24 protein-coding genes are annotated in these 24,252 nt (G+C 66.1%); 4 read left to right on the forward strand and 20 right to left on the reverse strand.

Going from position 1 to position 24,252, the window contains the following annotated elements; genetic code table 11:
• Positions 1-8: 8 nt before the first annotated feature.
• The 14 genes from FS845_RS23255 to FS845_RS23320 form a co-directional block, all read right to left on the reverse strand.
• The gene (locus tag FS845_RS23255) at positions 9-1,511 is read right to left on the reverse strand and encodes an NADH-quinone oxidoreductase subunit M (protein WP_144639876.1); all 1,503 of its coding nucleotides are present in this window, start codon (positions 1,509-1,511) and stop codon (positions 9-11) included.
• Positions 1,508-3,580, reverse strand: a complete 2,073-nt coding sequence (gene nuoL / locus FS845_RS23260) for an NADH-quinone oxidoreductase subunit L (protein WP_144639879.1) — start codon at positions 3,578-3,580, stop codon at positions 1,508-1,510. Before nuoL ends, FS845_RS23255 begins: the two co-directional genes overlap by 4 nt.
• Before the next feature lie 17 nt (positions 3,581-3,597).
• A complete protein-coding gene (gene nuoK / locus FS845_RS23265) occupies positions 3,598-3,906 on the reverse strand; it encodes an NADH-quinone oxidoreductase subunit NuoK (protein WP_144639882.1) in 309 nt (102 codons plus the stop codon).
• Positions 3,903-4,565, reverse strand: a complete 663-nt coding sequence (locus FS845_RS23270; protein ID WP_144639885.1) for an NADH-quinone oxidoreductase subunit J — start codon at positions 4,563-4,565, stop codon at positions 3,903-3,905. Before FS845_RS23270 ends, nuoK begins: the two co-directional genes overlap by 4 nt.
• Before the next feature lie 18 nt (positions 4,566-4,583).
• Entirely contained in the window at positions 4,584-5,072 is a 489-nt protein-coding gene (gene nuoI / locus FS845_RS23275; protein WP_144639888.1) for an NADH-quinone oxidoreductase subunit NuoI, read from the reverse strand.
• 22 nt (positions 5,073-5,094) lie between these two features.
• Positions 5,095-6,168, reverse strand: a complete 1,074-nt coding sequence (gene nuoH, locus FS845_RS23280) for an NADH-quinone oxidoreductase subunit NuoH (RefSeq protein WP_144639891.1) — start codon at positions 6,166-6,168, stop codon at positions 5,095-5,097.
• Positions 6,168-8,495 carry an NADH-quinone oxidoreductase subunit NuoG gene (nuoG, locus tag FS845_RS23285; protein ID WP_144639894.1) on the reverse strand — a complete coding sequence of 776 codons (2,328 nt, stop codon included), beginning with the start codon at positions 8,493-8,495 and terminating at the stop codon, positions 6,168-6,170. The genes nuoH and nuoG overlap by 1 nt, the downstream gene beginning before the upstream one ends.
• 15 nt (positions 8,496-8,510) lie before the next feature.
• Positions 8,511-9,878, reverse strand: a complete 1,368-nt coding sequence (gene nuoF / locus FS845_RS23290; RefSeq protein WP_144639897.1) for an NADH-quinone oxidoreductase subunit NuoF — start codon at positions 9,876-9,878, stop codon at positions 8,511-8,513.
• Entirely contained in the window at positions 9,875-10,363 is a 489-nt protein-coding gene (gene nuoE / locus FS845_RS23295; RefSeq protein ID WP_144639900.1) for an NADH-quinone oxidoreductase subunit NuoE, read from the reverse strand. The genes nuoF and nuoE overlap by 4 nt, the downstream gene beginning before the upstream one ends.
• 48 nt (positions 10,364-10,411) lie before the next feature.
• Positions 10,412-11,668 (reverse strand): NADH-quinone oxidoreductase subunit D, encoded by a 1,257-nt coding sequence (locus tag FS845_RS23300; RefSeq protein WP_066132768.1) that lies wholly within the window; start codon positions 11,666-11,668, stop codon positions 10,412-10,414.
• Between the two features lie 2 nt (positions 11,669-11,670).
• Entirely contained in the window at positions 11,671-12,276 is a 606-nt protein-coding gene (locus FS845_RS23305; protein WP_144639902.1) for an NADH-quinone oxidoreductase subunit C, read from the reverse strand.
• A gap of 86 nt (positions 12,277-12,362) precedes the next feature.
• A complete protein-coding gene (locus tag FS845_RS23310; RefSeq protein WP_066132774.1) occupies positions 12,363-12,839 on the reverse strand; it encodes a NuoB/complex I 20 kDa subunit family protein in 477 nt (158 codons plus the stop codon).
• A 45-nt stretch (positions 12,840-12,884) separates the two neighbouring features.
• Positions 12,885-13,244: an NADH-quinone oxidoreductase subunit A gene (locus tag FS845_RS23315; protein ID WP_066132778.1), complete on the reverse strand. Its 360-nt coding sequence runs from the start codon at positions 13,242-13,244 to the stop codon at positions 12,885-12,887.
• A gap of 187 nt (positions 13,245-13,431) precedes the next feature.
• Positions 13,432-14,571: a porin gene (locus tag FS845_RS23320; RefSeq protein WP_144639905.1), complete on the reverse strand. Its 1,140-nt coding sequence runs from the start codon at positions 14,569-14,571 to the stop codon at positions 13,432-13,434.
• A gap of 340 nt (positions 14,572-14,911) precedes the next feature.
• On the opposite strand from FS845_RS23320, the gene FS845_RS23325 reads away from it, so the two are divergent.
• Positions 14,912-15,532: a TetR/AcrR family transcriptional regulator gene (locus tag FS845_RS23325; protein ID WP_144639908.1), complete on the forward strand. Its 621-nt coding sequence runs from the start codon at positions 14,912-14,914 to the stop codon at positions 15,530-15,532.
• Positions 15,529-15,963: a PaaI family thioesterase gene (locus tag FS845_RS23330; RefSeq protein ID WP_144639910.1), complete on the forward strand. Its 435-nt coding sequence runs from the start codon at positions 15,529-15,531 to the stop codon at positions 15,961-15,963. The genes FS845_RS23325 and FS845_RS23330 overlap by 4 nt, the downstream gene beginning before the upstream one ends.
• Before the next feature lie 85 nt (positions 15,964-16,048).
• Here FS845_RS23330 and FS845_RS23335 read toward each other — a convergent pair whose 3' ends face one another.
• The 6 genes from FS845_RS23335 to FS845_RS23360 form a co-directional block, all read right to left on the reverse strand.
• Positions 16,049-16,804, reverse strand: a complete 756-nt coding sequence (locus FS845_RS23335; protein ID WP_144639913.1) for a phosphatase PAP2 family protein — start codon at positions 16,802-16,804, stop codon at positions 16,049-16,051.
• A 7-nt stretch (positions 16,805-16,811) separates the two neighbouring features.
• Positions 16,812-17,609 carry a metallophosphoesterase family protein gene (locus FS845_RS23340; RefSeq protein WP_144639916.1) on the reverse strand — a complete coding sequence of 266 codons (798 nt, stop codon included), beginning with the start codon at positions 17,607-17,609 and terminating at the stop codon, positions 16,812-16,814.
• A complete protein-coding gene (locus FS845_RS23345; RefSeq protein ID WP_144639919.1) occupies positions 17,606-18,592 on the reverse strand; it encodes a diacylglycerol/lipid kinase family protein in 987 nt (328 codons plus the stop codon). Before FS845_RS23345 ends, FS845_RS23340 begins: the two co-directional genes overlap by 4 nt.
• Positions 18,593-18,715: 123 nt before the next feature.
• Positions 18,716-20,896, reverse strand: a complete 2,181-nt coding sequence (locus FS845_RS23350) for a metallophosphoesterase family protein (RefSeq protein ID WP_260986419.1) — start codon at positions 20,894-20,896, stop codon at positions 18,716-18,718.
• A gap of 192 nt (positions 20,897-21,088) precedes the next feature.
• Complete coding sequence (locus FS845_RS23355; RefSeq protein WP_144639924.1) at positions 21,089-21,568, reverse strand: DUF1348 family protein; 480 nt, start codon at positions 21,566-21,568, stop codon at positions 21,089-21,091.
• 61 nt (positions 21,569-21,629) lie between these two features.
• Positions 21,630-22,205, reverse strand: a complete 576-nt coding sequence (locus tag FS845_RS23360; protein WP_144639927.1) for a TetR/AcrR family transcriptional regulator — start codon at positions 22,203-22,205, stop codon at positions 21,630-21,632.
• Positions 22,206-22,405: 200 nt separating this feature from the next.
• On the opposite strand from FS845_RS23360, the gene FS845_RS23365 reads away from it, so the two are divergent.
• Complete coding sequence (locus FS845_RS23365; RefSeq protein WP_144640246.1) at positions 22,406-23,386, forward strand: aldo/keto reductase; 981 nt, start codon at positions 22,406-22,408, stop codon at positions 23,384-23,386.
• 74 nt (positions 23,387-23,460) lie between these two features.
• On the forward strand, positions 23,461-24,120 hold the full coding sequence (locus tag FS845_RS23370; protein ID WP_144639930.1) for a thiopurine S-methyltransferase: 660 nt from the start codon (positions 23,461-23,463) through the stop codon (positions 24,118-24,120).
• The last annotated feature ends 132 nt before the right edge of the window (positions 24,121-24,252 follow it).

Consider the following 24,252-nt stretch of genomic DNA (forward strand, 5'->3'; position numbering starts at 1 on the left):
TCTAGGTCTTACAGTTTCGAGACGGACACGTGTTGCAGCAGGGCCTCTACCGAGACGTGCATGACGTCGGTGAAGGGCTTGGGATAGATACCCATGTACAACACGGCGATCGCCATGACGCCGAGAAGCAGGAACTCGCGGGTGTTGATGTCGGTCAGCTCGCGGACGTGGTCGTTGGCGATGTCGCCGAAGGCCACGCGCTTGACCATCCACAGCGAGTACGAGGCGCCCAGGATCAGCGCGGTGGCGGCCAGGAGGCCGATCCAGAAGTTGTGCTCGACCGCGCCCATGATGACCATGAACTCGCCGACGAAACCGCTGGTGGCCGGCAGGCCGCTGTTGGCCATCGAGAACAGCACGAAGAACGTGACGAAGCGCGGCATCACGTTGACCACGCCGCCGTAGTCGGCGATGCGGCGCGAGTGCATGCGGTCGTACAGCACCCCGATGCACAGGAACATCGCGCCCGACACGAAGCCGTGCGAGACCATCTGGACGATGGCGCCCTCGATGCCGGCCGTGTTGAAGATGAAGAAGCCCAGGGTGACGAAGCCCATGTGCGCCACGGACGAGTACGCCACCAGCTTCTTCATGTCTTCCTGGACGATGGCGACCAGGCCGATGTAGATGACCGCGATCAGCGACAGCGTGATCATCAGGCCGGCCAGGCTGTGCGAGGCGTCGGGGGCGATCGGCAGCGAGAAGCGCAGGAAGCCGTAGGCGCCCAGCTTCAGCATGATCGCCGCCAGCACCACCGAGCCGCCCGTGGGCGCCTCGACGTGGGCGTCGGGAAGCCAGGTGTGCACCGGCCACATCGGCACCTTCACCGCGAACGCCGCCAGCAGCGCCACGAAGATCAGCACCTGCGGCGTGTAGCCCAGCTTGGTCTGGTGCCAGGTCAGGATGTCGAACGAGCCGCCCGAGGCGTGCCACAGGTAGATGAACGCGATCAGGGTCAGCAGCGAGCCCATCAGCGTGTAGAGGAAGAACTTGAACGCCGCGTAGACTCGGTTGGGTCCGCCCCACACGCCCACGATGATGTACATCGGGATCAGCGTGGCTTCGAAGAACACGTAGAACAGCAGGCCGTCCAGCGCCGCGAACACGCCGATCATCAGGCCCGAGAGGATCAGGAACGCGGCCATGTACTGCGCCACGCGGTTGGTGATGACCTCCCAGCCCGCCACCACCACGATGATGGTGATGAAGGCGGTCAGCAGCACGAACCACAGCGAAATGCCGTCCACGCCCAGGTGGTAGTTGACGTTGAAGGTCGAGATCCAGGGCGCCATCTCGACGAACTGCATCGCCGGCGTGGTGTTGTCGAAACCGGTGTACAGCGGAATGGTGACGAGGAAGCCGATCACCGCGCCCAGCAGCGACAGCTTGCGCGCCAGGCCCGGATTCTCGTCGCGACCCAGCGCCAGCACCAGCAGACCGAATACGATCGGAACGAAGATCGCAAGCGTAAGCCAGGGAAAGTTGTTGGATGCCATGTCGCTTGCCATCATTGGGGAATCAGCACAAAGAAAGTCACCAGCGCCATGATGCCGATGATCATCGCGAACGCGTAGTGATAGATGAAGCCGGACTGCAGGTGGCGGCTGATGGCAGCCACCCAGCCCACGGCCTTGGCGCTACCGTTGACCACCACGCCGTCGATCAGGGCGCGGTCGCCGGTCTGCCACAGGCCGCGGCCCAGGCAGCGCGCGCCGCGCGCGATGATCTGCTCGTTGACCCAGTCGACGAAGTACTTGTTCTCGAGGATGCGGATCACGCCCGACAGGCTGGAGTGGATGGCCGCCGGCACCTTGGGATTGACCAGGTAGCAGTACCAGGCCACCACGGCGCCCGCCACCACCAGCCAGAACGGCACGGTGACGAAGGCATGCGTGCCGAAGGCCACCCAGCCGTGCCACTCTTCGTGCAGCTCGTGCATCGCCGGATGCTGCGGCAGCACGGTGATGACGCCGTCGAAGAACTTGCCGAACAGCATTGGATCGACCACCAGCGCGCCGATGATGACCGACGGGATCGCCAGCAGCAGCAGCGGCAGCGTGACCACCCAGGGCGACTCGTGCGGCGTGCCGCCGTGGTGGCCATGGCCATGGTCGTCGTGCGCGTGGTCGTCGTGGCCATGGGCGTGGTCGTCATGGCCATGGTCGTGCGCCGCGTGGCCGTGGGCCGCATGGCCGTCGGTCGAGAAGCGCTCCTTGCCGTGGAAGACCAGGAAGTACAGGCGGAACGAATACAGCGAGGTGACGAACACGCCGATCAACGTGGCGTAGTGCGCGAAGCCCGCGCCCCACACGTCGGCGGCGGCGGCCGCCTCGATGATGTGTTCCTTCGAGTAGAAGCCCGAGAAGAACGGGGTGCCGACCAGCGCCAGCGTGCCCAGCAGGAAGGTGATCCAGGTGATGGGCATGTACTTGCGCAGGCCGCCCATGTTGCGGATGTCCTGGTCATGGTGCATGCCGATGATCACCGAACCCGCGCCCAGGAACAGCAGCGCCTTGAAGAACGCGTGGGTCATCAGGTGGAAGATCGCCACCGAGTAGGCCGAAGCGCCCAGCGCGACGGTCATGTAGCCCAGCTGCGACAGCGTGGAGTACGCCACCACGCGCTTGATGTCGTTCTGGATGATGCCCAGGATGCCAAGGAACAGCGCGCCGATGGCGCCGATCACGATCACGAACGACAGCGCGGTATCCGACAGCTCGAACAGCGGCGAGAAGCGCGCGACCATGAAGATGCCGGCCGTCACCATGGTGGCGGCGTGGATCAGCGCCGAAATCGGCGTGGGGCCTTCCATCGAGTCGGGCAGCCAGGCGTGCAGCGGTACCTGGGCCGACTTGCCCATGGCGCCGATGAACAGGCAGATGCACGCCACGGTGACCAGCTTCCAGTCGGTGCCGGGGAAGGTCTCGGCGCCCAGGCGGGCCGCCTGGCCGAACACGTCGCCGTAGTGCATGGAGCCGACCGACGCGAACAGCAGGCCGATGCCCAGCACGAAGCCGAAGTCGCCCACGCGGTTGATCAGGAACGCCTTCATGTTGGCGAAGATCGCCGTGGGACGCGTGTACCAGAAGCCGATCAGCAGGTACGACACCAGGCCGACCGCTTCCCAGCCGAAGAACAGCTGGACCATGTTGTTGGACATGACCAGCATCAGCATCGAGAAGGTGAACAGCGAGATGTACGCGAAGAAGCGCTGGTAGCCGGGATCGTCGGCCATGTAGCCGATGGTGTAGATGTGCACCATCAGCGACACGGACGTGACCACGACCATCATCATGGCCGACAGCGGATCGATCAGGAAACCGATGGACAGCTCGGTCTTGCCGATCAGGCTCCAGGTGTAGACGTTGCCGTCGAAACGCAGGCCGTTGAGCACGTCGCCCAGCACGACCACCGAACCGATGGCCGAGATGAGCACGCCCAGGATGGTGATGATGTGCGAGCCGCGGCGACCGATGGGCCGGCCCAGGAAGCCGGTGCCGAACAGGCCCGCGAGGATGGCGCCGGCCAGCGGGGCCAGCGCGATCAGCAGGTACAGATTGGGGGAGCTAGTGGTAGACATTTTCTTCCGTTATCCCATCAGCCCTTCAGGCGATCGAGGTCTTCGACGTTGATCGTGTTCAGGTTGCGGAACAGCAGCACCAGGATCGCCAGGCCGATGGCGGCCTCGGCGGCGGCCACGGTCAGGATGAAGAACACGAACACCTGGCCGGCTGCGTCGCCGGACCACGTGGAGAACGCCACGAAGTTCATGTTGACGGCCAGGAGCATCAGCTCGACGGACATCAGAAGGATGATCAGGTTGCGGCGGTTCAGGAAGATGCCGAAGATGCCGATGGCGAACAGGATCGCCCCCAGGATCAGGAAGTGGGCCAGCGTCAACGTCATTGCTTTTCTCCTTGCGCAGCAGGAGCGGCCGTGGCGGCATCGGCCGCGACGCCCGCCTCGGCAGCGCGCTCGCGCTGGGGCTGCATCTTCACCATGCGGAAGCGGTCCTTGGCGCGCACGCGGACGGCGGCGGCGGGATCGTTGTACTTGACGTCGCGGCGGCCGCGCAGGGTCAGCGCGATCGCGGCGATCATGCCCACCAGCAGCAGCGCGGCGCCGACCTCGACCGCGTACACGTACTGCGTGTACATGACCTCGCCCAGCGCGCGGGCGTTGTTGTAGTCGGGGGCCGTGGCGGCCTGCGGGCCGGCGCCGTGCCAGGTGGTACCCAGCACGAAGGCCATTTCCAGCACCATGATGCCGCCAACGATCAGGCCCATGGGCAGGTACGTCTTCAGGCCGCGGCGCAGGTGGTCGACACGGATGTCGAGCATCATCACCACGAACAGGAACAGCACCATCACGGCGCCCACGTAGACCAGCACCAGCAGCAGCGCCAGGAACTCGGCGCCCAGCAGCATCCAGATCATCGCCGCGTTGGCGAAGGCCAGGATCAGGTGCATCACGGCGGTGACCGGGCTGCGCGCGGTGATGACGCGGAACGCGGCGATCACCAGGACTGCGGCCAGGATGTAAAACAGGACAGAAGTGAAAGTCATGGAATCAGGCCCTGGCGATCAACGGTAAGGCGCGTCTTCGGCGCGGCGCTGGGCGATTTCGGATTCGTAGCGGTCGCCGACGGCCAGCAGCATGTCCTTGGTGAAGTACAGGTCGCCGCGCTTCTCGCCGTGGTATTCGTGGATGTGGGTTTCCACGATGGAGTCCACGGGACAGCTTTCCTCGCAGAAGCCGCAGAAGATGCACTTGGTCAGATCGATGTCGTAGCGCGTGGTGCGGCGGGAGCCGTCATCGCGCACGTCCGATTCGATGGTGATGGCCAGCGCCGGGCACACCGCTTCGCACAGCTTGCACGCGATGCAGCGCTCTTCCCCGTTGGGGTAGCGGCGCAGTGCGTGCAGGCCACGGAAACGCGGCGAGGCCGGCGTCTTTTCCATGGGATAGCGCAGCGTGATCTTGCGCTTGAAAAAATACTTGCCCGTCAGGCGCATGCCCTTGAGCAGCTCGGACAGCAGCAGGCTGCCGAAAAAATCTTTGATCGCTTCCATAATCCTGCCTCGACCCGGCGCCTCAGCGCCAAATGTTCCAGGGCGTCTGCATCCAGATCGCCACGACGACCAGCCACACGCCGGTCAGCGGGATGAAGATCTTCCAACCCAGCCGCATGATCTGGTCGTAGCGGTAGCGCGGGAACGACGCGCGGAACCACACGAACAGAGACACCACGAAGAAGGTCTTGATGCCCAGCCAGATCCAACCCGGAATCCACGTGAGCGGCGCGATGTCGATCGGCGACATCCAGCCCCCCAGGAACATGATCGACGCCATGCACGACAGCAGGATCATGTTGGCGTATTCGCCCAGGAAGAACAGCGCGAAGGCCATGCCCGAGTACTCGACCATGTGGCCGGCCACGATTTCCGATTCACCTTCCACCACGTCGAAGGGGTGGCGGTTGGTTTCGGCGACGGCCGAGATCACGTAGATCACGAACAGCGGCAGAAGCGGCAGCCAGTTCCAGGACATGAAGGTGATGCCCTTGTCGGCGAACCACCCGCGGCCCTGCACCTGCACGATCTCGCTCATGTTGAGGCTGCCCGACACCAGCAGCACGGTGACCAGCACGAAGCCGATGGCCAGTTCGTACGACACCATCTGCGCCGAGGCGCGCAGCGCGCCCAGGAAGGCGTACTTGGAGTTCGAGGCCCAGCCGGCCACGATCACGCCGTACACGCCGATGGACGTGATGGCCATCACGTACAGCAGGCCCGCGTTGACGTTGGCCAGCACCACTTCGGGACCGAACGGCACCACCGCCCAGGCGGCCAGGGCCGGCATCAGCGTCACGACGGGCGCCACGACGAACAGGACCTTGTTGGCCTCGGACGGGACGACCACTTCCTTGGTGAGCAGCTTGAACACGTCGGCGAACGGCTGCAGCAGGCCCTTGAAGCCGACGCGGGTCGGCCCCAGGCGGACGTGCATCCAGCCGATCATCTTGCGTTCCCAGTACGTCAGGTACGCCACGCACAGGATGATGGGCACCGCGATCACGACGATCTTGATGATCGTCCAGATCACCAGCCACGGCGTCGCGCCCAGCAGCGCCTCACCGTGGCTTTCGATTACGTTGAGCCAATTCATCAGGCACGCTCCACGCTGATTTCACCGAACGCGCCGCCCAAGGCGACCGTCTGTTCCCAAGCCGCGGCGATGCGCACCGCGCGATCGGCCACGGCATCGTCCTGCACCGTTTCCAGCTCGGCCGAGCCGGCCGCGGTGGCCACGCGCACCTTGACGCCGGCCGTCAGGCCCAGCTGCGCCAGGGTGCGGCCGTTCATGCGGGCGCCCGGCGCGCGCGAGGCCGGGGCGGCCTGCAGCGGTTCGGAACGGCGCACGATGGCGTCGGAGCGGTAGATCGGCACGTCGGCCAGGCGCTCGAGGCCGCCCAGGCGCTTGCCCAGGCCGGCAGAGGCCTTGATGGCGTTGGACAGACGGTTCTCGAAGCCGCCGGCCAGCACGGTGTCGCGCACCGATTCCGACGTTTCGTCGTCGAAGCCCGGCAGCTGCAGCACGTTGCCCAGCACGCGCAGCACCTTCCAGCCCGGACGGGTCTGGCCCAGCGGCGCGACCGTGCCCTTGAAGCTTTGCGCGGCGCCCTGGGCGTTGACGTAGGTGCCCGAGGTTTCGGTGAACGGCGAGACGGGCAGCATGACGTCGGCCCAGTCCTGCGCGGACGAGCGGTACGGCGTGAGCGCCACGGCGAACTGCGCGCCGCGCAGCGCGGCCAGCGCCTGCGGGCCGTTGTCGGCATCCAGCAGGGGTTCGGCATGCAGCACGACGTAGGCCTTCAGCGGCTCGGCCAGCATGGCGGCGGCGGTCTTGCCGCCCTGCCCCGGCACGGCGCCGGCCAGGTAGCCGCCGACCGTGTTGCCGCCGGCGGTCAGGAAGCCGAACTTGCCGCCTGCCAGCGTGGCCAGCGCGCTGGCGTTGGCGGCCAGCGTGGCGGCCACCGGCGAAGAGACGGCCAGGTTGCCCAGCAGCACGGCGATGTTGGCGCCGGAGGCGAGGCTGGCGGCGATCAGCTTGGCGTTCTCGCCGGGCACGACCGACGCGAATTCGGCGGCGACCGGTTGTTCCTTGGCTTGCGCCAGGGCGACGGCCACTTCGGCCAGCGCGGCGGCCAGCTCGGAGGGCGCCACGGTGAGGCGCGCGGTGACCGGCAGCAGCTGGTCGTCGGCGGCGCCGTCGATCAGCGAGATCTGCGTGCCGCGCTTGGCAGCCTGGCGCAGGCGCTGGGCGATCAGGGGGTGGTCCTTGCGCAGGAACGAGCCGACCACCAGCACGCGGTCCAGGTTGTCGATCTCGGCGATCGGCAGGCCCAGCCACGGCGCGCCCGACAGGGCCGCGTCGAAGGCGGGGTCGGTCTGGCGCAGGCGGAAATCGACGTTCTCGGAACCCAGGGCGCGCACCAGGCGGCCCAGCAGCGCATATTCCTCGGTGGTGGCGTATTCGGACGCCAGCGCGCCGATCTGGCCCGCGCCGAAGCTGTCACGCACGCGCGACAGGCCCTGGGCCACGGCCTGCAAGGCATCCGACCAGGATGCTTCCTGCCACTTGCCGTCGGCGCCCTTGATCATCGGGGCGGCCAGGCGGTCTTCGCTGTTCAGGCCTTCGTACGAGAAGCGGTCGCGGTCGCTGATCCAGCATTCGTTGACGGCTTCGTTCTCGAAGGGCACCACGCGCAGCACGCGGTCGCCCTTGACCTGGACGACCAGGTTGGCGCCCACGCTGTCGTGCGGGCTGACCGAGCGGCGGCGCGCCAGTTCCCAGGTACGGGCGCTGTAGCGGAACGGCTTGGAGGTCAGGGCGCCGACCGGGCAGATGTCGATCATGTTGCCCGACAGTTCGGACTCGATCGTGCGGCCCACGAAGGTGGTGATCTCGGAGTGCTCGCCGCGGCCCAGCATGCCCAGCTCCATGACGCCGGCGATTTCCTGGCCGAAGCGCACGCAGCGGGTGCAGTGGATGCAGCGCGACATTTCCTCGGCCGACACCAGCGGGCCCAGGTCCTTGTGGAACACCACGCGCTTCTCTTCCTGGTAGCGGGAAGACGAGCCGCCATAGCCCACGGCGAGATCCTGCAGTTGGCACTCGCCGCCCTGATCACAGATCGGGCAATCCAGCGGGTGGTTGATCAGCAGGAATTCCATGACCGACTTCTGGGCGGCCTTGGCCTTCTCGGAGCAGGTGTGCACCACCATGCCGTTGGTCACGGGCGTGGCACACGCCGGAAGGGTCTTGGGCGCCTTCTCGACTTCGACCAGGCACATGCGGCAGTTGGCCGCGATGGACAGTTTCTTGTGGTAGCAGAAATGCGGCACGTAGAGCCCGATCTTCTGGGCCGCATGCATCACCATGCTGCCCTCGGGGACTTCGACCTTGTTGCCGTCGACGGTTAGTTCAACCATTGCTGTTCCTGACGCTTACAGATATTTCGGGACCACACACGACTTGTGGTCGATGTGGTGCGCGAATTCGTCGCGAAAATGCTTGATGAAGCCGCGCACCGGCATGGCGGCGGCATCGCCCAGGGCGCAAATCGTGCGGCCCATGATGTTCTGCGCAACGTTGTCGAGCAGGTCGAGGTCTTCGGGACGACCCTGGCCATTCTCGATACGGTGCACCATGCGGTAGAGCCAGCCCGTGCCTTCGCGGCACGGCGTGCACTGGCCGCAGCTTTCCTCGAAATAGAAGTACGACAGGCGCAGCAGGGACTTCACCATGCAGCGCGTCTCGTCCATCACGATGACGGCGCCCGAACCCAGCATGGAGCCGGCCTTGGCGATGGAGTCATAGTCCATCGTGCAGGCCATCATCAGGTCGGCCGGCAGCACCGGGGCGCTGGAGCCGCCGGGGATGACGGCCTTCAGCTTGCGCCCGCCGCGCATGCCGCCCGCCAGCTCCAGCAGCGTGGAGAACGGCGTGCCCATCGGAATTTCGTAGTTGCCGGGACGCTCGACGTCACCGGTGATCGAGAAGATCTTGGTGCCGCCGTTGTTCGGCTTGCCGACCTCGAGGTAGGCCTGGCCGCCGTTGCGGATGATCCAGGGCACCGCCGCGAAGGTCTCGGTGTTGTTGATGGTGGTGGGCTTGCCGTACAGGCCGAAGCTGGCCGGGAACGGCGGCTTGAAGCGCGGCTGGCCCTTCTTGCCTTCCAGCGATTCCAGCAGCGCGGTTTCCTCGCCGCAGATGTACGCGCCGTAGCCATGGAACGCGTGCAGCTGGAAGCTGAACTCGGAGCCGAACAGCTTGTCGCCCAGGAAACCCGCGGCACGGGCTTCTTCCAGGGCTTCCTCGAAGCGCTCGTAGACTTCGAAGATTTCGCCGTGGATGTAGTTGTAGCCCACGCTGATGCCCATCGCGAAGGCGGCGATGGCCATGCCTTCGATGACGATGTGCGGATTGAAGCGCAGGATGTCGCGGTCCTTGAACGTGCCGGGCTCGCCTTCGTCCGAGTTGCAGACCAGGTACTTCTGGCCGGGGAACGCGCGCGGCATGAAGCTCCACTTCAGGCCGGTGGGAAAGCCCGCGCCGCCGCGGCCACGCAGGCCCGACGCCTTGACTTCGGCGATGACGTCTTCCGGCTTCATGCCGGTGGTCAGGATCTTGCGCAGGGCCTCGTAGCCGCCGCGCTTGACGTACTCTTCCAGGCGCCAGTTGCTGCCGTCCACGCCGTCCAGGATCTGGGGCTGGAGATGGCGGCCGTGGAAGCACATCGACGTGGCCAGGTCGTTGGCCGGATCGGGCTGCAGGCCCTGGGCCAGGTTGGTGTACAGGTCGGGCGCGTTCATGCCGATTCTCCCTTCAGGGTGTCGATCAGCGCGTCGAGCTTCTGTTCGGTCATGCGCACGCACATATGCTTGTTGTTGACGATCACGACCGGCGAGTCGCCGCAGGCGCCCATGCATTCGCCTTCGATCAGCGTGAACTTGCCGTCGGCCGTGGTTTCACGGTATTCGACGCCCAGCTTGCGCTTGAGGTAGTCGCCGGCACGCTCGCCGTCGCGCAAGGCACAGGGCAAGTTGGTGCAGACGGCGATCTTGTGGCGGCCCACGGGGGCAACGTCGAACATGTTGTAGAACGTGGCGACTTCCTGCACGGCGATCGGCGGCACGCCGATATAGTTCGCCACGTCTTCGATCACTTCGGTGGGCAGCCAGCCCTTTTCTTCTTGCGCGATGGCAAGCGAGGCCATGATGGCGGACTGCCGCTGGTCGGCCGGGAACTTGGCAAGTTCTCGATCGATCTTCTGGTAGGCCTGTTCGGAAAGCAGCATGATGGGAATCCGGTTCTTATGCGGGCGCTCTGTACTGGCGGCGGGCCGTCAGCGGTCGATCTCGCCGAAAACGATGTCCTGCGTACCGATGATGGTGACGGCGTCGGCGATCATGTGGCCGCGCGACATTTCATCGAGGGATTGCAGGTGGGCGAAACCGGGCGCGCGGATCTTCAGGCGATACGGTTTGTTGGCGCCGTCCGACACCAGGTAGATGCCGAACTCGCCCTTCGGGTGCTCGACCGAGGCATAGGCCTCGCCCGGGGGCACGTGGAAGCCTTCGGTGAAGAGCTTGAAGTGGTGGATCAGCTCTTCCATGTTGGTCTTCATGGCCGTGCGGCTGGGCGGCGCGACCTTGTGGTTCTCGACCATGACCGGGCCGGGGTTGTTGCGCAGCCACTCGATGCACTGGCGGATGATGCGGTTGCTTTCGCGCAGCTCGGCCACGCGGACCAGGTAGCGGTCGTAGCAGTCGCCGTTGACGCCGACGGGCACGTCGAAGTCGACCAGGTCGTACACCTCGTAGGGCTGCGTCTTGCGCAGGTCCCAGGCCACGCCCGAGCCGCGCAGCATGGGGCCGGTGAAGCCCAGCGCCTTGGCGCGGTCGGGATCCACCACGCCGATGCCGACCAGGCGTTGCTTCCAGATGCGGTTGTCGGTGAGCAGGGTTTCGTACTCGTCGACGCAGGCCGGGAAGCGGTTGGTGAAGTCTTCCAGGAAGTCCAGCAGCGAGCCCGAACGCGCGTCGTTGATGGCGCGGACGTCTTTCTCGCTGCGGTACTTGTTGGTGTTCTGGAACTGCGGCATGGCGTCCGGCAGGTCGCGGTAGACACCGCCCGGACGGTAGTAGGCCGCGTGCATGCGCGCCCCCGAGACGGCCTCGTAGGCGTCCATCAGGTCTTCGCGCTCGCGGAAGGCATACAGGAACACCGCCATGGCGCCCACGTCCAGCGCGTGCGAGCCCAGCGACATCAGGTGGTTCAGGATGCGCGTGACTTCATCGAACATCACGCGGATGTACTGGGCGCGCAGCGGCGGCTCGACGCCGAGCAGCTTCTCGATGGCCATCACGTAGGCGTGCTCGTTGCACATCATCGAGACGTAGTCCAGGCGGTCCATGTAGGGCAGCGCCTGGATGAAGGTCTTGTGTTCGGCCAGCTTCTCGGTGGCACGGTGCAGCAGGCCGATGTGCGGGTCGGCCCGCTGGATGACTTCGCCGTCCAGTTCGAGCACCAGGCGCAGCACACCGTGCGCGGCCGGGTGCTGCGGGCCGAAGTTGAGCGTGTAGTTCTTGATTTCTGCCATGATTAACGTCCCATGCCGTAGGAGTCTTCACGTACGACGCGCGGATTGATCTCGCGCGGCTCGATGGTGACCGGCTGGTAGATGACGCGTTTCTGTTCGGGGTCGTAGCGCATCTCGACGGTGCCCGACAGCGGGAAATCCTTGCGGAACGGGTGGCCGATGAAGCCATAGTCCGTCAGGATACGGCGCAGGTCGGGGTGGCCTTCGAAGATGATGCCGTACAGGTCGAACGCCTCGCGCTCGTACCAGTTGACGCCGGGCCAGCACTCGACCAGCGATGCCACCACGGGAAACTCGGGGTCGGCGGCGAAGGTACGCACGCGCAGGCGCCAGTTGTGCTCGATGGACAGCAGGTGCAGGACAACGGCGTAGCGACCACGCTGCGGCGCCTGCGTGCCATTGCCCCAGGTGAGATAGTCGACGCCCGCCAGGTCGAGGCAGCTTTCGAAGCGCAGACCCGGGTCGGTACGAAGCTTGGTGCAAGCGGAGAACCATTGTTCAGCCGGCACTTCCAGCGTCAGTTCGCCCAACGCCTCAGTCAGCGCGGCTTCCTGGCCGAACGCGGCCTGCAAATGGGTTTTCAGGGTTTCGAGCCTGGTCATCATCATGTACGCATAGATAAACCGATACACAGTTTCGCCGCCGCCGGTTCTTGCGAACGGGCGGCAACCGCCTGGCAACTACGGAGCGCGCCTCAGCGCGCGATGGTGTTGGTCAGGCGGATCTTGTTCTGCATTTGCAGCAGACCATAGACCAGCGCCTCGGCCGTGGGAGGGCAACCCGGGACGTAGACGTCGACCGGCACGATGCGATCGCAGCCACGCACCACCGAATACGAGTAGTGGTAGTAGCCGCCGCCGTTGGCACAGGAGCCCATGGAAACGACCCAGCGCGGCTCGGGCATCTGGTCGTAGACCTTGCGCAGGGCGGGAGCCATCTTGTTGCACAGCGTGCCGGCCACGATCATCAGATCGGACTGGCGGGGACTGGGGCGGAAAATGATGCCGAATTGGTCAAGGTCGTAGCGCGCCGCGCCGGCGTGCATCATCTCGACCGCGCAACAGGCCAGACCGAAGGTCATGGGCCACATCGAACCGGTCTTTGCCCAGTTGATGAACTTATCGGCGCTGGTGGTGATGAAACCTTGCTTGAGAATGCCGTCTATAGCCATAGTGGTTCCTGATAGCGAGCTTGCGGAACAGGTGGGTCGCCCCACTCATTCCCAGTCGAGCGCGCCCTTTTTCCATTCGTAGATGAAGCCCACCGTCAGCACGGTCAGGAAGACCATGACCGTCCAGAAGCCGACGAGGCCGACCGTGCCCTGGGCGATGGCCCACGGGAACAGGAAAGCGATTTCCAGGTCGAACAGGATGAAGAGGATGGCTACGAGGTAGTAGCGCACATCGAACTTCATGCGCGCGTCTTCGAAGGCTTCGAAGCCGCACTCGTAGGGCGAGAGCTTTTCGGCGTACGGACGCCGCGGCCCTAGCAGAGAACCCGCCGTCAAGAGGGCAAACCCGATCAGGGTTGCCACTACGATAAACAGCAGGACGGGGAAGTACTGTTGCAGGTTCATGATGCGTCCGTCAAATGCGCAAACCTTCAGATTGTAGCATTCAACTGGTTACTCACGCCTTAAGCCCAGTGCCGCAAGGCACTGCTCCATACATGGAAAAAGCCACCCAAAGGGTGGCTTTTCAGCGAACGGGCCGAGGCCCGTTCATACCGTGCGAATCGAGGCAGGACTTGCGCCCTGCGTACGATTAGAAGCGGTGACGGACACCGACGCCGGCAGCGGTGCTCTTGGCGTCGTCGATGAACAGCGCGTTCTTGGCGTACGAACCGTAGACGTACAGGTTGGTGCGCTTCGACAGGTCGTACGTCGCGCCCAGGCTGAACACGTTGCTGGTTTCGTCGCCGCCGGTCAGGGCGTCGTTCTTCGGGTCGATCATCTGCCACGAACCGAACAGGCTGGTCGCGCCCAGGGGCACGGTCAGACCGGCCATGTACGAGTTGGCGCGGAAGCCGTCAGCAAAGCGGTACGTCGGGTAGGAAGCGGTGGTGGTGCCGCCGCCGGGCAGAGCCGAGGCGGGCACGCCGCCGGTCGGAGCGCCAGGACCTTGACCAGCGAACCAGCCGTCTTCGGTGCGGGCGAAGGCCAGAGCGACCTTGACCACTTCGAAGTTGTACGACGCGCCGACCGTGTATTGACGCGGCTTGGCGTCTTCCAGGTCACCCGAACCACCGGTGGCGGCAGCATTGCCACGCAGTTGGTCGAAGGCCAGAGCGATTTGCAGCGGGCCATTGGCGTAGCGAGCGCCGGCGGTGATGGCACGAACGTTGTCGGCCGTGGCGAAGTTGCCCGAACCGTTCACGTTGAACGAGTAGCCAGCGCCCAGTTGGAAGCCACCGAACGACGGGGTCTGGAACAGAACCATGTTGTCGTAGCGGTTGGTGTTGGCAGCGCTGAAGGCGTGGCCGATGTTGGCTTGGGCGAAGCCGGCGCCGAACGGGTCGATCGAGCCGAAGAACTTCGACGCGATGTTGGTTTGGCGACCGAAGTCCAGTTGGCCCCAGCTGTCGCTGGCCAGACCGACAGTGGCTTGACGGCCGAACAGACGACCACCTTGAGCCGAGTTACCGGTGCTCGAGTCGAAACCCGATTCCAGTTGGAAGACAGCGCGGAGGCCTTGACCCAGATCTTCGGTACCACGCAGACCCCAGCGAGAGCCGTTCTGCACACCGTTGATCATGCCGATACGGCTGTGATCGTAGGCCGGGGTATCGATCTTGTTGTAGCCGATACCGGTATCGATGATGCCGTACAGCGTCACCGAGGTCTCAGCCTGGGCAATGCCAGCGAAGCCGGCGAGCAGGGCGGCTGCGAGCAGAGTCTTTTTCATTGAAGAAATCTCCGTTGATTTGAGTGACAAGAGCAGCAATGCAGCTTCCAGCCTGCCGCCCCCCTAACTCCGCGAAGGGAAGTTGACGCTATTGCATCAAAAATCGGCAGGGCTGGCTACGTTGTAAGCCCGAAAAGCCGAGCTTTCCGGCACTCGTGTTGGAAACCTGCAACACAAGGCGGAAAACTGGGCAGATACTGCCCGAAGATGCCTCGCCATGTGCCTGTTTTGATAGGGAAAACCCGCAGCGAGCAACGATTTCGTCTGAGCGGCGCCATAGGAGGGCCGCTTCGGATAACATCGTTATTCCCCCCGTCCCCTTCGTCGTTTCCTGCTGCCGATGCCGGATTCCTCCGCCCGAACCGCCGACGAACGCCTTGCCGCCCAGCGCCGCCAGGCCATCCTGGATGCGGCCCAGCGCGTTTTCGCGCGCGACGGCCTGCCGGGCGCCACCATGCGCGCCATCGCGAAGGAGGCCGGCTGCACCACCGGGGCGATCTATCCGTGGTTTTCGGGAAAGGAGGCGATCTATGCCGCCCTGCTGCGCGACTCGCTGGAACGGCTGCGCCTGCACCTGGCGCATCACATCCGCGGCGTGCCGGACGACCGCGGCGGCGCGCGCCGGGTGATCCAGGCCTTCTTCGACTATTACGCCCGCCACGAGACCGAATTCTCGCTGGGCATGTACCTGTTCCAGGGCATGGGCGCGCACGGCCTGGGACGCGAGGCGGACGAGGATCTGAACGCCCGGCTGGCGGCGTGCGTCGAGCAGCTGGGCGCCGGCCTGACCGCGTCGGGCCGCATGGACGCGGACACGGCCCGTATCGAACAGATGAACGTCTTCACCTACCTGATGGGTCTGCTGCTGCTGTTCCATACGCGGCGGCTCAAGTCGCTGGGCCAGCAGGCCCAGCCCCTGCTGGACCGATACTGCGACACCCTGGAGCACCGCCAGCCATGACCACGGCTTCTTCCACCCTGCCCGCGCGCATCAGCGTGGCCGACTTCAAGCGCCTGCTGCTGGAGCAGCATCCGTTTGCCCAGGTGCTGGGCATCGACATCACCGACATCGGCCACGGCACCGCCCATGCGGTGCTGCCGGCCAGCGACGGCCACCAGCGGCTGGGCGGCATCGTGGCCGGCCCGATGCTGATGGGCCTGGCCGACCTGGCGCTGTACGCCGCCGTGGTGGGCGCGACAGGCCAGCCCGAGGCCGTGACCGCCAGCCTGACCATCAACTTCCTGCGCAAGAGCCCGCCCGGCGCGGTGCATGCCGAGGCGCGCCTGTTCAAGACGGGCCGGCTGACCGCGGGGGAAGTGATGCTGTACCCCGAACAGGGCGGCGAGCCCGTGGCGCACATCGTCAGTACGTGGTCGGTGCCGAAGACTTGATCCGGGCGCCGTCGTGACGCGGCGACGTCCGCGGTGCGAAAGACGTGAGCGCAACGCCTGGCGCCGCGCGCGCACGGCCGCATTCTCACTTGCGCGTCGGCGGCCCGACGCGCCGCTCCAGCACCGTCACGCACAGCGCCAGCCACAACGCCGTGATGGCGAAGCCGGCAGCGACATCGCTGGCGTAATGCACCTGCAGCAGCACCCGGCTGACACCGATGGCCATGATCAGCGCGGCCGCGCCGGCCACGCAGGCCGGCCGCCACGGCACGGGCAGCACGCGCAGCAGCAGGTAGCAGGCGATGCCGTAGACGGCCATCGCCGCCGAGGCATGGCCGCTGGGAAAGCTCCAGCCGGAAACGTCCGCGTAGCCGTGGTCGAAGGCGGGCCGCGCGCGCTGGAAGGCGCGCTTGAGCAGCATGTTGAGCAGCCCGCCGCCCAGCGTCGCGGCCACGCAGCCCGCGGCCAGCAGCCATTGCCGGCGCAGCAACAGCAGCGCGGTCATCCCTACCGCCACCAAGGTCAGGAAATTCCGGTCTCCCAGGTGGGTGAACCACGACAGCGCCCACAGCAGACGCGGCGCCACCGAGGTGCCCAGATGGCGCGCCAGCGTCATGTCGAACGCGACCAGGCCGCCCTGCCCGCCCACCGACAGCGCCGGCGCGACGAACAGCACGGCCATGCCGCTGGCCAAGCCGGCGTACAGGACGATGCGCCGGCGTCCGGCGGGCAAGCGCGCGGCCAGCCGCCAGATGCCCAGCGCCGCCGTCGCCGACAACGCGGGCAGCAGCAGGATCAGCGTCAGCGGATGGCCGGCGACCCAGGCGGCGATCGGTTCCATGGCGCGATCACCACAATGGAGTGGCGTGGACGCAGGCGAAGGCGCCCTGCCCGGCCTGGAAATCCCAGCGCTCCAGCTCGCAGCGGGACGTGCCGTCCCGGCTCTCGTGCCGGATCAGGTTGACCGAATTCGGCACGTTGCCGCGCACGCGGTGCGAGACGGCGGTGCCCGCCTGCACGGCCCAGGCGCGCCGCCCGGCCTCGCCCGCGGATCCCAGCACGGGCACCACGTACGGAAGATGGATGTGGCCGCCGAGGATCAGGTCGACGCCGGCGTCGACCCAGGCCGGCACCGCCAGCTCGCGGCCGATCAGCAGATTGGCCACGTCGGTGGGCTCGATGGCGCGCACCGGATGATGCAGCATCACCACCTTCAGTTGCTCGGGGCGGCCGGCGCGCAGCCGTTGCGCCACCCGCTGCACCTGGAGGTGCGAGACCTCGCCGTCCTTCTGGCGGCGCGGCCGCGTGCTGTTCACGCCCAGCACCAGCAGGCGGTCGTCCTCGTAGCTGGGCTCCAGCACCGCGCCCAGCGCGCGCCGATAGTTGCCGTACGGATCCAGCAGGCGGGCCAGCACGTTGTACAGCGGGATGTCGTGGTTGCCCGGCACCGTCAACACGGGCAGTTGCAGGGCCTCGATGAAGCGGCGCGCCGCGGCGAACTGGTTGCGGCGCGCACGCTGGGTGATGTCGCCGCTGAGCAGGACAAGATCGGGCCGCCGTTGCGCGGCCAGTTCGAGCAGGGCCTGCACCACCGCCGGCATTTCGGTGCCGAAATGCGTGTCGGTGATGTGCAGGATATCCGTCATGCCACCTCCACGCGATGCTCCTGGGCGGGCACCAGCATCATGAGGGGCTCGGGCGCGACGCGGAACTCCAGAGGCGCGCGCATCCAGCAGATCTCGCCGTCCATGGCGACCTTGATGTCGCCGCGGCGGCGCTTGCCCAGCCGCACCGTCATGCTTTCGAAGGGGAAACTGATCACGTTCTCGGCTTCGCCCAGGCGGCTGAGCAGGCCGCGCACCAGCAGCCCGTACAGCGCCAGCGAACCGACCGGCTTGGCGGTCATGGCCATCAGCTTGCCGCGCTCCAGTTCCTCGGCCTGGGGAATGCCGATCTGGCGCAGTTGCAGCGCGTTGTTGCCGACCACCAGCGTGGGCGTGCGGATGACGCGTTGCACCGCTTCGCTGTCCAGGTGCAGGGCCAGGCGGCGATGCCCGCCGTGCAGCAGCGTGACCAGCGCGGACCACAGCGCGACCAGGCGGCTGCGGCCGTAACGCTGCTTGTATGCCTCGCGGTCTTCCAGCAGTTGCGGATACAGGCCCAGGCTGGCGTTGACCAGGAAGGCCTGGCCGTTGAGCATGCCGACCTGCACGGGCTCGATGTGCGCGCCCAACAGGCCACGCGTGGCGATCTCGGTATCCTGCGGAATGCCGTAGGCGCGGCCGAAGTAGTTGAAGGTGCCCTGGGGCAGGATGCCGAACGGCACGCCGCTGCCCAGCACGGCGCGCGCCACGGCGTTCAGCGTGCCGTCGCCGCCGCAGGCCACCACCACCCCGCCCTGCTCACGCGCCTTCTCCACGGTGCGGCGGGCGACGTCGGGCAGCTTCCTGCCGTCGTCGACGGGGATCAATTCGTACGTGCGGCCGGCTTCCTCCAGCACGCGCTGGATGGTCGAACGCACGAGTTCGGCGTCGTTGCGGCCCGAACCCTGGTTCCAGACGATGAAGAACGGCTCATGGCCGGTAAGCGGGGGCACGCCCCGGGTGTCGCCCTGCGGATCGGGAATCATGCGAGGGAAGATACCGGAAGGCGGGACGGCCCGGCAAGACGCGCCCGGCCCTCAGCGGCAACCAGCCGCAAGCCCGTATATCAAAACGTCAGGAAAAGGCCCACAGGGCGGGTCTGCGCCCGATCAGAACGGCGAGACCTCCGCCGTCAGATCGGTCAGTTCATTGGTACGCAGGTCGATGGTGAAGTGCCGGGTCGGCGCACCATTGGCCAGTTTCAGCATGATGGCCATCAGGGGCTTGAAGCGGGCCTGGAACAAGGCGCCGACCTCGTTGTCGTTCTGGACCTGGGTGCCGTTCATGGCCAGCGTGGCGTTGGTCTGGGCCAGGGCCTCGGCCAGCAGCTTGTACTGGCGGGCGCGGGCCTCGGGGATGTCGGCGAAGGCCAGGTCGCCGGCGTTGGCCAGGCGCACGAAGTCGCCCGCCAGGTCCAGCGCCTTCCAGGCGGCGAAGTCCTCCAGGCGCATGCCGTTGGCCTGGGCCAGGGCGCGGGCGCGGGTCTCGGCGGCCGCGCGGTCCGCCGCGTAGTCCGGGTTGGGCATGGCGGCGGGACCGATGTCGGCCAGGCAATTGAAGAAGGCCGGGCTGAACAGGCCATGGTCGCCCGTGACGCTCAGCTCCTTCAGCGTGACGCCGGTGCGCAGCTGCGACAGCACCAGCAGGTCGACGCCGTCCAGCGGGCTTTTCACCAGTTCGCGCATCTCGCAGCGCCAGTCGTCGTTCAGCAGGCGCAGGCGCACCAGTTCCGACATGTAGCGCGTGCTGTAGTCGCCATAGTCGGTCGCTTCCAGGATGCTGTCGTCCCACAGCGTCTGTCCGCCGGGCAGCGCGCCGGGGTTGGCCGTGAAGTAGTCGTGCTCGGCATGGTAGTGCTCGAACAGCTCGTCGAAGCGCGGCACGTTGTCCAGGCGCACGGTCTGGACTTCGATCTCGTTGCCGGCCAGCGCCAGGACCTTATAGGCCGGCACGTAGGCCGCCATCGACGGCGCCTGGATGTTGAACAGCGCGTGGTCGCCGTCGTATTTGCGGATGCCGGTGTCGTTGAAGTGCATGTGGCCGCCCACGTGGACCTGCAGGCCCGTCTCGGCCAGCGCGCGCGTCACGTCCTCGGCGGGACGGCGCACCATCTGCATCTTGCCGGCGCCCAGCAGCGCCACGATGTCGTCCGACGCGCCGTTGAAGAACTCGCTCATGGGGAAATGGCTGAACGCCACGACCTGCTTGCCGGCGGCCTTGCCGCGCGCCACCACGTCGGTCAGCCACTCGATCACGTGCTGCTTGTGGGTCAGCATCTTGTTGTAGCCGGCGTCGCCCGAGCCAGAGAAGTCGCGCACGCCGGCGCCCGTGGGCACGTACACGTTGGCGTCGATGCCGACCAGCCAGATGCCCTCGACGGGTTCGACCAGATAGGTCGTGTCCGGAACATTGCGGCAGAAGGTATAGCCGTCTTGGCGATACTTGCCGCCCGAGCCTTCGCGGCAGATCTCGTATTCGCGGCTCGTCCACACCGCCTGCTCGGCGGCCTCTTCGTACGAATAAGTGTCGTACGTATAGGTGCTGTAGGGCGTCTCGTAATAGCGGTACTTGGCCTTGGGCATGAAGCCATGATTGGCCAGGGCCGCCGTGATCTCCGGATAGCCCTGCTCGCGGATCTCCTCGGTGCAGTAAGTGCCGTTGCCCAGGCGCGTCCACGAATCGCCATAACCCGTCGTGCAGCCGCCCGCGCCGCGGCTGTAGATGGCCTGCGGGGCCCCGGCCACGCCGGTGTTCACGTCCGTGCCCAGGAAGTCGCTCTTGCCGCCGGGGCGGCCGAACGGCACGTTGGGGTCGTGGTTGCCGGGCGCCGCGAAGAACTCGATGCCGTGGCGGATCGAGTACTCGTCCAGGATCTTCTTCAGGCCGCGCATGTGGATCGGCTGGCCGTCGTCGGAAAAGTCGCCCGGCAGCGCGATGACCTTCACGCCGCGCGCCACCGCGTCATCCAGCGCGGCCAGGAAGGCGAAGTAGTTTTCGTTGAACAGGCGCGTCGAGGTCATCTGCGCCTGCATGGTGCGGATGGTGGCGTTGCGGCCCGACTTGGTGTTGGGCAGGCCGCGGAAGGAGCCGTCCTCGAAGGTCGCGTAGACGTCGTGGAAATGGATGTCGGGCATGAACGCCACCTGCACGGGCTCGGCGGCGGGCGGCTGCGTGGCCGGCGGCGTTTCGGCCACGGGCGGCGTATCGTCATCCTTCTTGTCGCCTCCGCACGCGGCCAGCACCAGGGCCAGGGTCGAGGCGGCCAGCACGTGGGCCAAGGGGCGTTTCACCAACGGAAATCGGGCGTTCATTCGGCGGCACCATTCAATGGTTAAGAGTGGCGTCAGCTCTACTATGACGTGGAACTGAACGTGCCGAATGGTAGGGAGGGAACGTGACATCCGGGTGGCAGCCGGCGTCGCCACGCAGCCGTGCGCGGCCGTCACCGCCGCCCGACGTGCTCCGCCCGGCGGTGTCGCGTTCTACAGCCCCAGGTCGGACAGCCCCGGGTGGTCGTCGGGACGGCGGCCCAGCGGCCAGCGGAACTTGCGCTCGGACTCGGCGATGGGCTTGTCGTTGATGCTGGCATAACGATTCACCATCAGGCCGTCCGGCCCGAACTCCCAGTTCTCGTTGCCATACGAGCGGAACCAGTTGCCGGAATCGTCGTGCCACTCGTAGGCATAGCGCACCGCGATGCGGTTCTCGGTGAAGGCCCACAGCTCCTTGATCAGCCGGTAGTCCAGCTCCTTGGCCCACTTGCGTTCGAGAAAGCCGCGCGCCTGGTCGCGGTTGGTGGCGAACTCGGCGCGATTGCGCCACTTGGTGTCCAGGCTGTAGGCCAGCGCCACCTTGGCGGCGTCGCGGCTGTTCCAGCCGTCCTCAGCCAGGCGGACTTTCTGGATGGCGGTTTCGCGCGTGAAGGGCGGTACGGGCGGGCGGACTTCGTTCGTGTTCGACATGGCAGGCTCCTGGGGGTGGCGGATGTTCAAGTGAAGACTTCGAGGGAAACGCGGAAACGACCTACTTGGTGGCGGACGCCAGCAGCGCCCGCGCCGCGCGTCCGGCGCTGTCGGCGGCCGACGGATCGCCCATGACCAGCGCCACCGCGATGGCGCCGTCGACCAGCACCAGCAGCTGCCTGGCAAGCTCGTCGGGATCGGCCACCGGGCAGGCCGCGACCCGCTCGAGCACGTAGTCATACAGGCGCTGCTTGTGCAGGCGCGAGACCGCGCGGATGGGATGGTCGGCATCGCCGATCTCGCCAGCGGCGTTGATGAAGGCGCAGCCATGGAAACCCGGCGATTCGAACCAATGCCGCAGCGCCGGGAACATGGACAGCACGCGCTCGACAGGGTCGGCGGCGTGGGACGTCTCGGCGATGAACCACTGCATCCAGCGCTCGTCGCGCCGCAGCAGCGCCGCGGCCACCAGTTCGTCCTTGGTCGGGTAATGGCGATAAATGCTTTTGCGGGCCACGCCGGAGGCGCGCACGATGCTGTCCATGCCCGTGGCATGAATGCCGTCGGCATAGACCAGGCGTTCGGTGGCATCGAGCAGGCGGATCTGCAGGTCGGAAGGCGCTTCGTGCGTAGTCATGGGCAGGCGGCAAAACCAGAATTCAAAATTGGAGAACGATCGTTCTCTATGCACGGCCGCATGGTAGAACGACCGTTCTTCGCTTGTCAATGCCTGGACACGCAATCTCGATTCAGCCGTTGTTGGTCCGCGCTGGTCTACAGTAAGAGTCCCTACCGCTTCCCCCTCACAGGAGTTTTCCGATGTCATCCGCCCCGGCAATGAAATACGTGAAATTCGGTTCCACCGGCCTGGAGGTGTCCCAGTTGTGCCTGGGCTGCATGACCTACGGCGTGGCCGAGCGCGGCGCGCACAGCTGGACGCTGGACGAGGCCCAGAGCCGGCCGCTGATCCGGCAGGCGCTGGAGGCGGGCATCAACTTCCTGGACACCGCCAATACCTATTCCGACGGAACGTCGGAAGAAATCGTGGGGCGCGCCATCAAGGACTTCGCACGCCGCGAAGAAGTCGTGCTGGCCACCAAGGTGTACAACCGCATGCGGCCGGGACCCAACGGCATGGGCCTGTCGCGCAAGGCCATCTTTGCCGAGATCGACAACAGCCTGCGCCGGCTGGGCACCGACTACGTCGACCTGTACCAGATCCACCGTTGGGACTATGGCACGCCCATCGAGGAGACGCTGGAGGCGCTGCACGACGTGGTCAAGGCGGGCAAGGCGCGCTACATCGGCGCGTCGTCCATGCATGCCTGGCAGTTCTCCAAGTCGCTGTACCTGGCGCGCGAACATGGCTGGACGCCCTTCTCCAGCATGCAGAATCACCTGAACCTGCTGTATCGCGAGGAAGAGCGCGAGATGCTGCCGCTGTGCGTGGACCAGGGCGTGGCGGTGATTCCATGGAGCCCGCTGGCGCGTGGCCGCCTGACGCGGCCCGTCGGCGAGAACACCGCGCGCGTGGAAACCGATGTGTATGGCGGCAAGCTGTACGACCGTACGGCGCAGGCCGACGGCGCGGTGATCGACCGCGTCGGCGAAGTGGCCCAGGCGCGCGGCGTGCCGCGCGCTCAGGTGGCGCTGGCGTGGCTCCGGCAGAAGCGCGGCGTGACCGCCCCCATCGTCGGCGCCTCCAAGCCGCAGCACCTGGCGGACGCGGTGGCTTCGCTGTCGCTGGTGCTGGACGACGACGAGATCGCGCAACTGGAAGCGCCCTACGTGCCGCACGCCGTGGCGGGATTCATCTAGAAAGGCCCGATCCCTACAATACCGGCACCGAAGGCCGCCCCACCGGCCTTCCCCTATCGATGACGAGGAGCGGCATGGAAGCGGAATTCTGGCTGGAACGCTGGCGCGACGGGCAAACGAATTTTCATCAGGCGCGCGTCACGCCGCCGCTGGAGCGCTACTGGCCGCTGCTGCGGCTGCCGCGCGGCAGCCGCGTGCTGGTGCCGTTGTGCGGCAAAACGCTGGACATGCGCTGGCTGGCCGACCAGGGCCTGCGCGTGCTGGGCGTGGAGCTGTCGCCGCTGGCCGTGGCGCAGTTCTTCGAGGAGCAGGCGCTGCGACCCGAAATCCATGAATCGTCCGCCGGCCGGCACTACGTGGCGGGCGACATCGAAATCGTATGCGGCGACATCTTCGCGCTGGACGCGCAGACGTTGGCCAGCTGCCGGGGCGTGTTCGACCGCGCGGCGCTGGTCGCGCTGCCGCCCGAGATGCGCGCAACTTACGTGCAGCACGTCTACAGCCAACTGCCCGACGACTACGAGGGGCTGCTGATCACGCTGGATTATCCCCAGCAGCAGATGGACGGACCGCCGTTCTCGGTGAACGACACCGAGGTGCAGGCGCTGTATGGACCGCACAGCGTGGCCGAGCAGGTTTATCGCCGCGACACCCTGGAGAAAGAACCGAAGTTTGCGCAGCGGGGCCTGACCCGTCTGGAAACGTTGGTATACCGGCTGAACCGCAAGCGCTGACATGGAAAGCATGCGCGCGGAGGGCCGACCGCTGATTTACAACGGCAGAAAATCAGCCGGCCGGGCTTAGCAAGCCAAAATGACAAACCGATTAAGCGGCGGCAGCGCTGGAATTTCTCCGGCAAAAATACC

Source organism: Bordetella genomosp. 13 (assembly GCF_007679965.1).
Taxonomy (GTDB): domain Bacteria; phylum Pseudomonadota; class Gammaproteobacteria; order Burkholderiales; family Burkholderiaceae_B; genus Bordetella.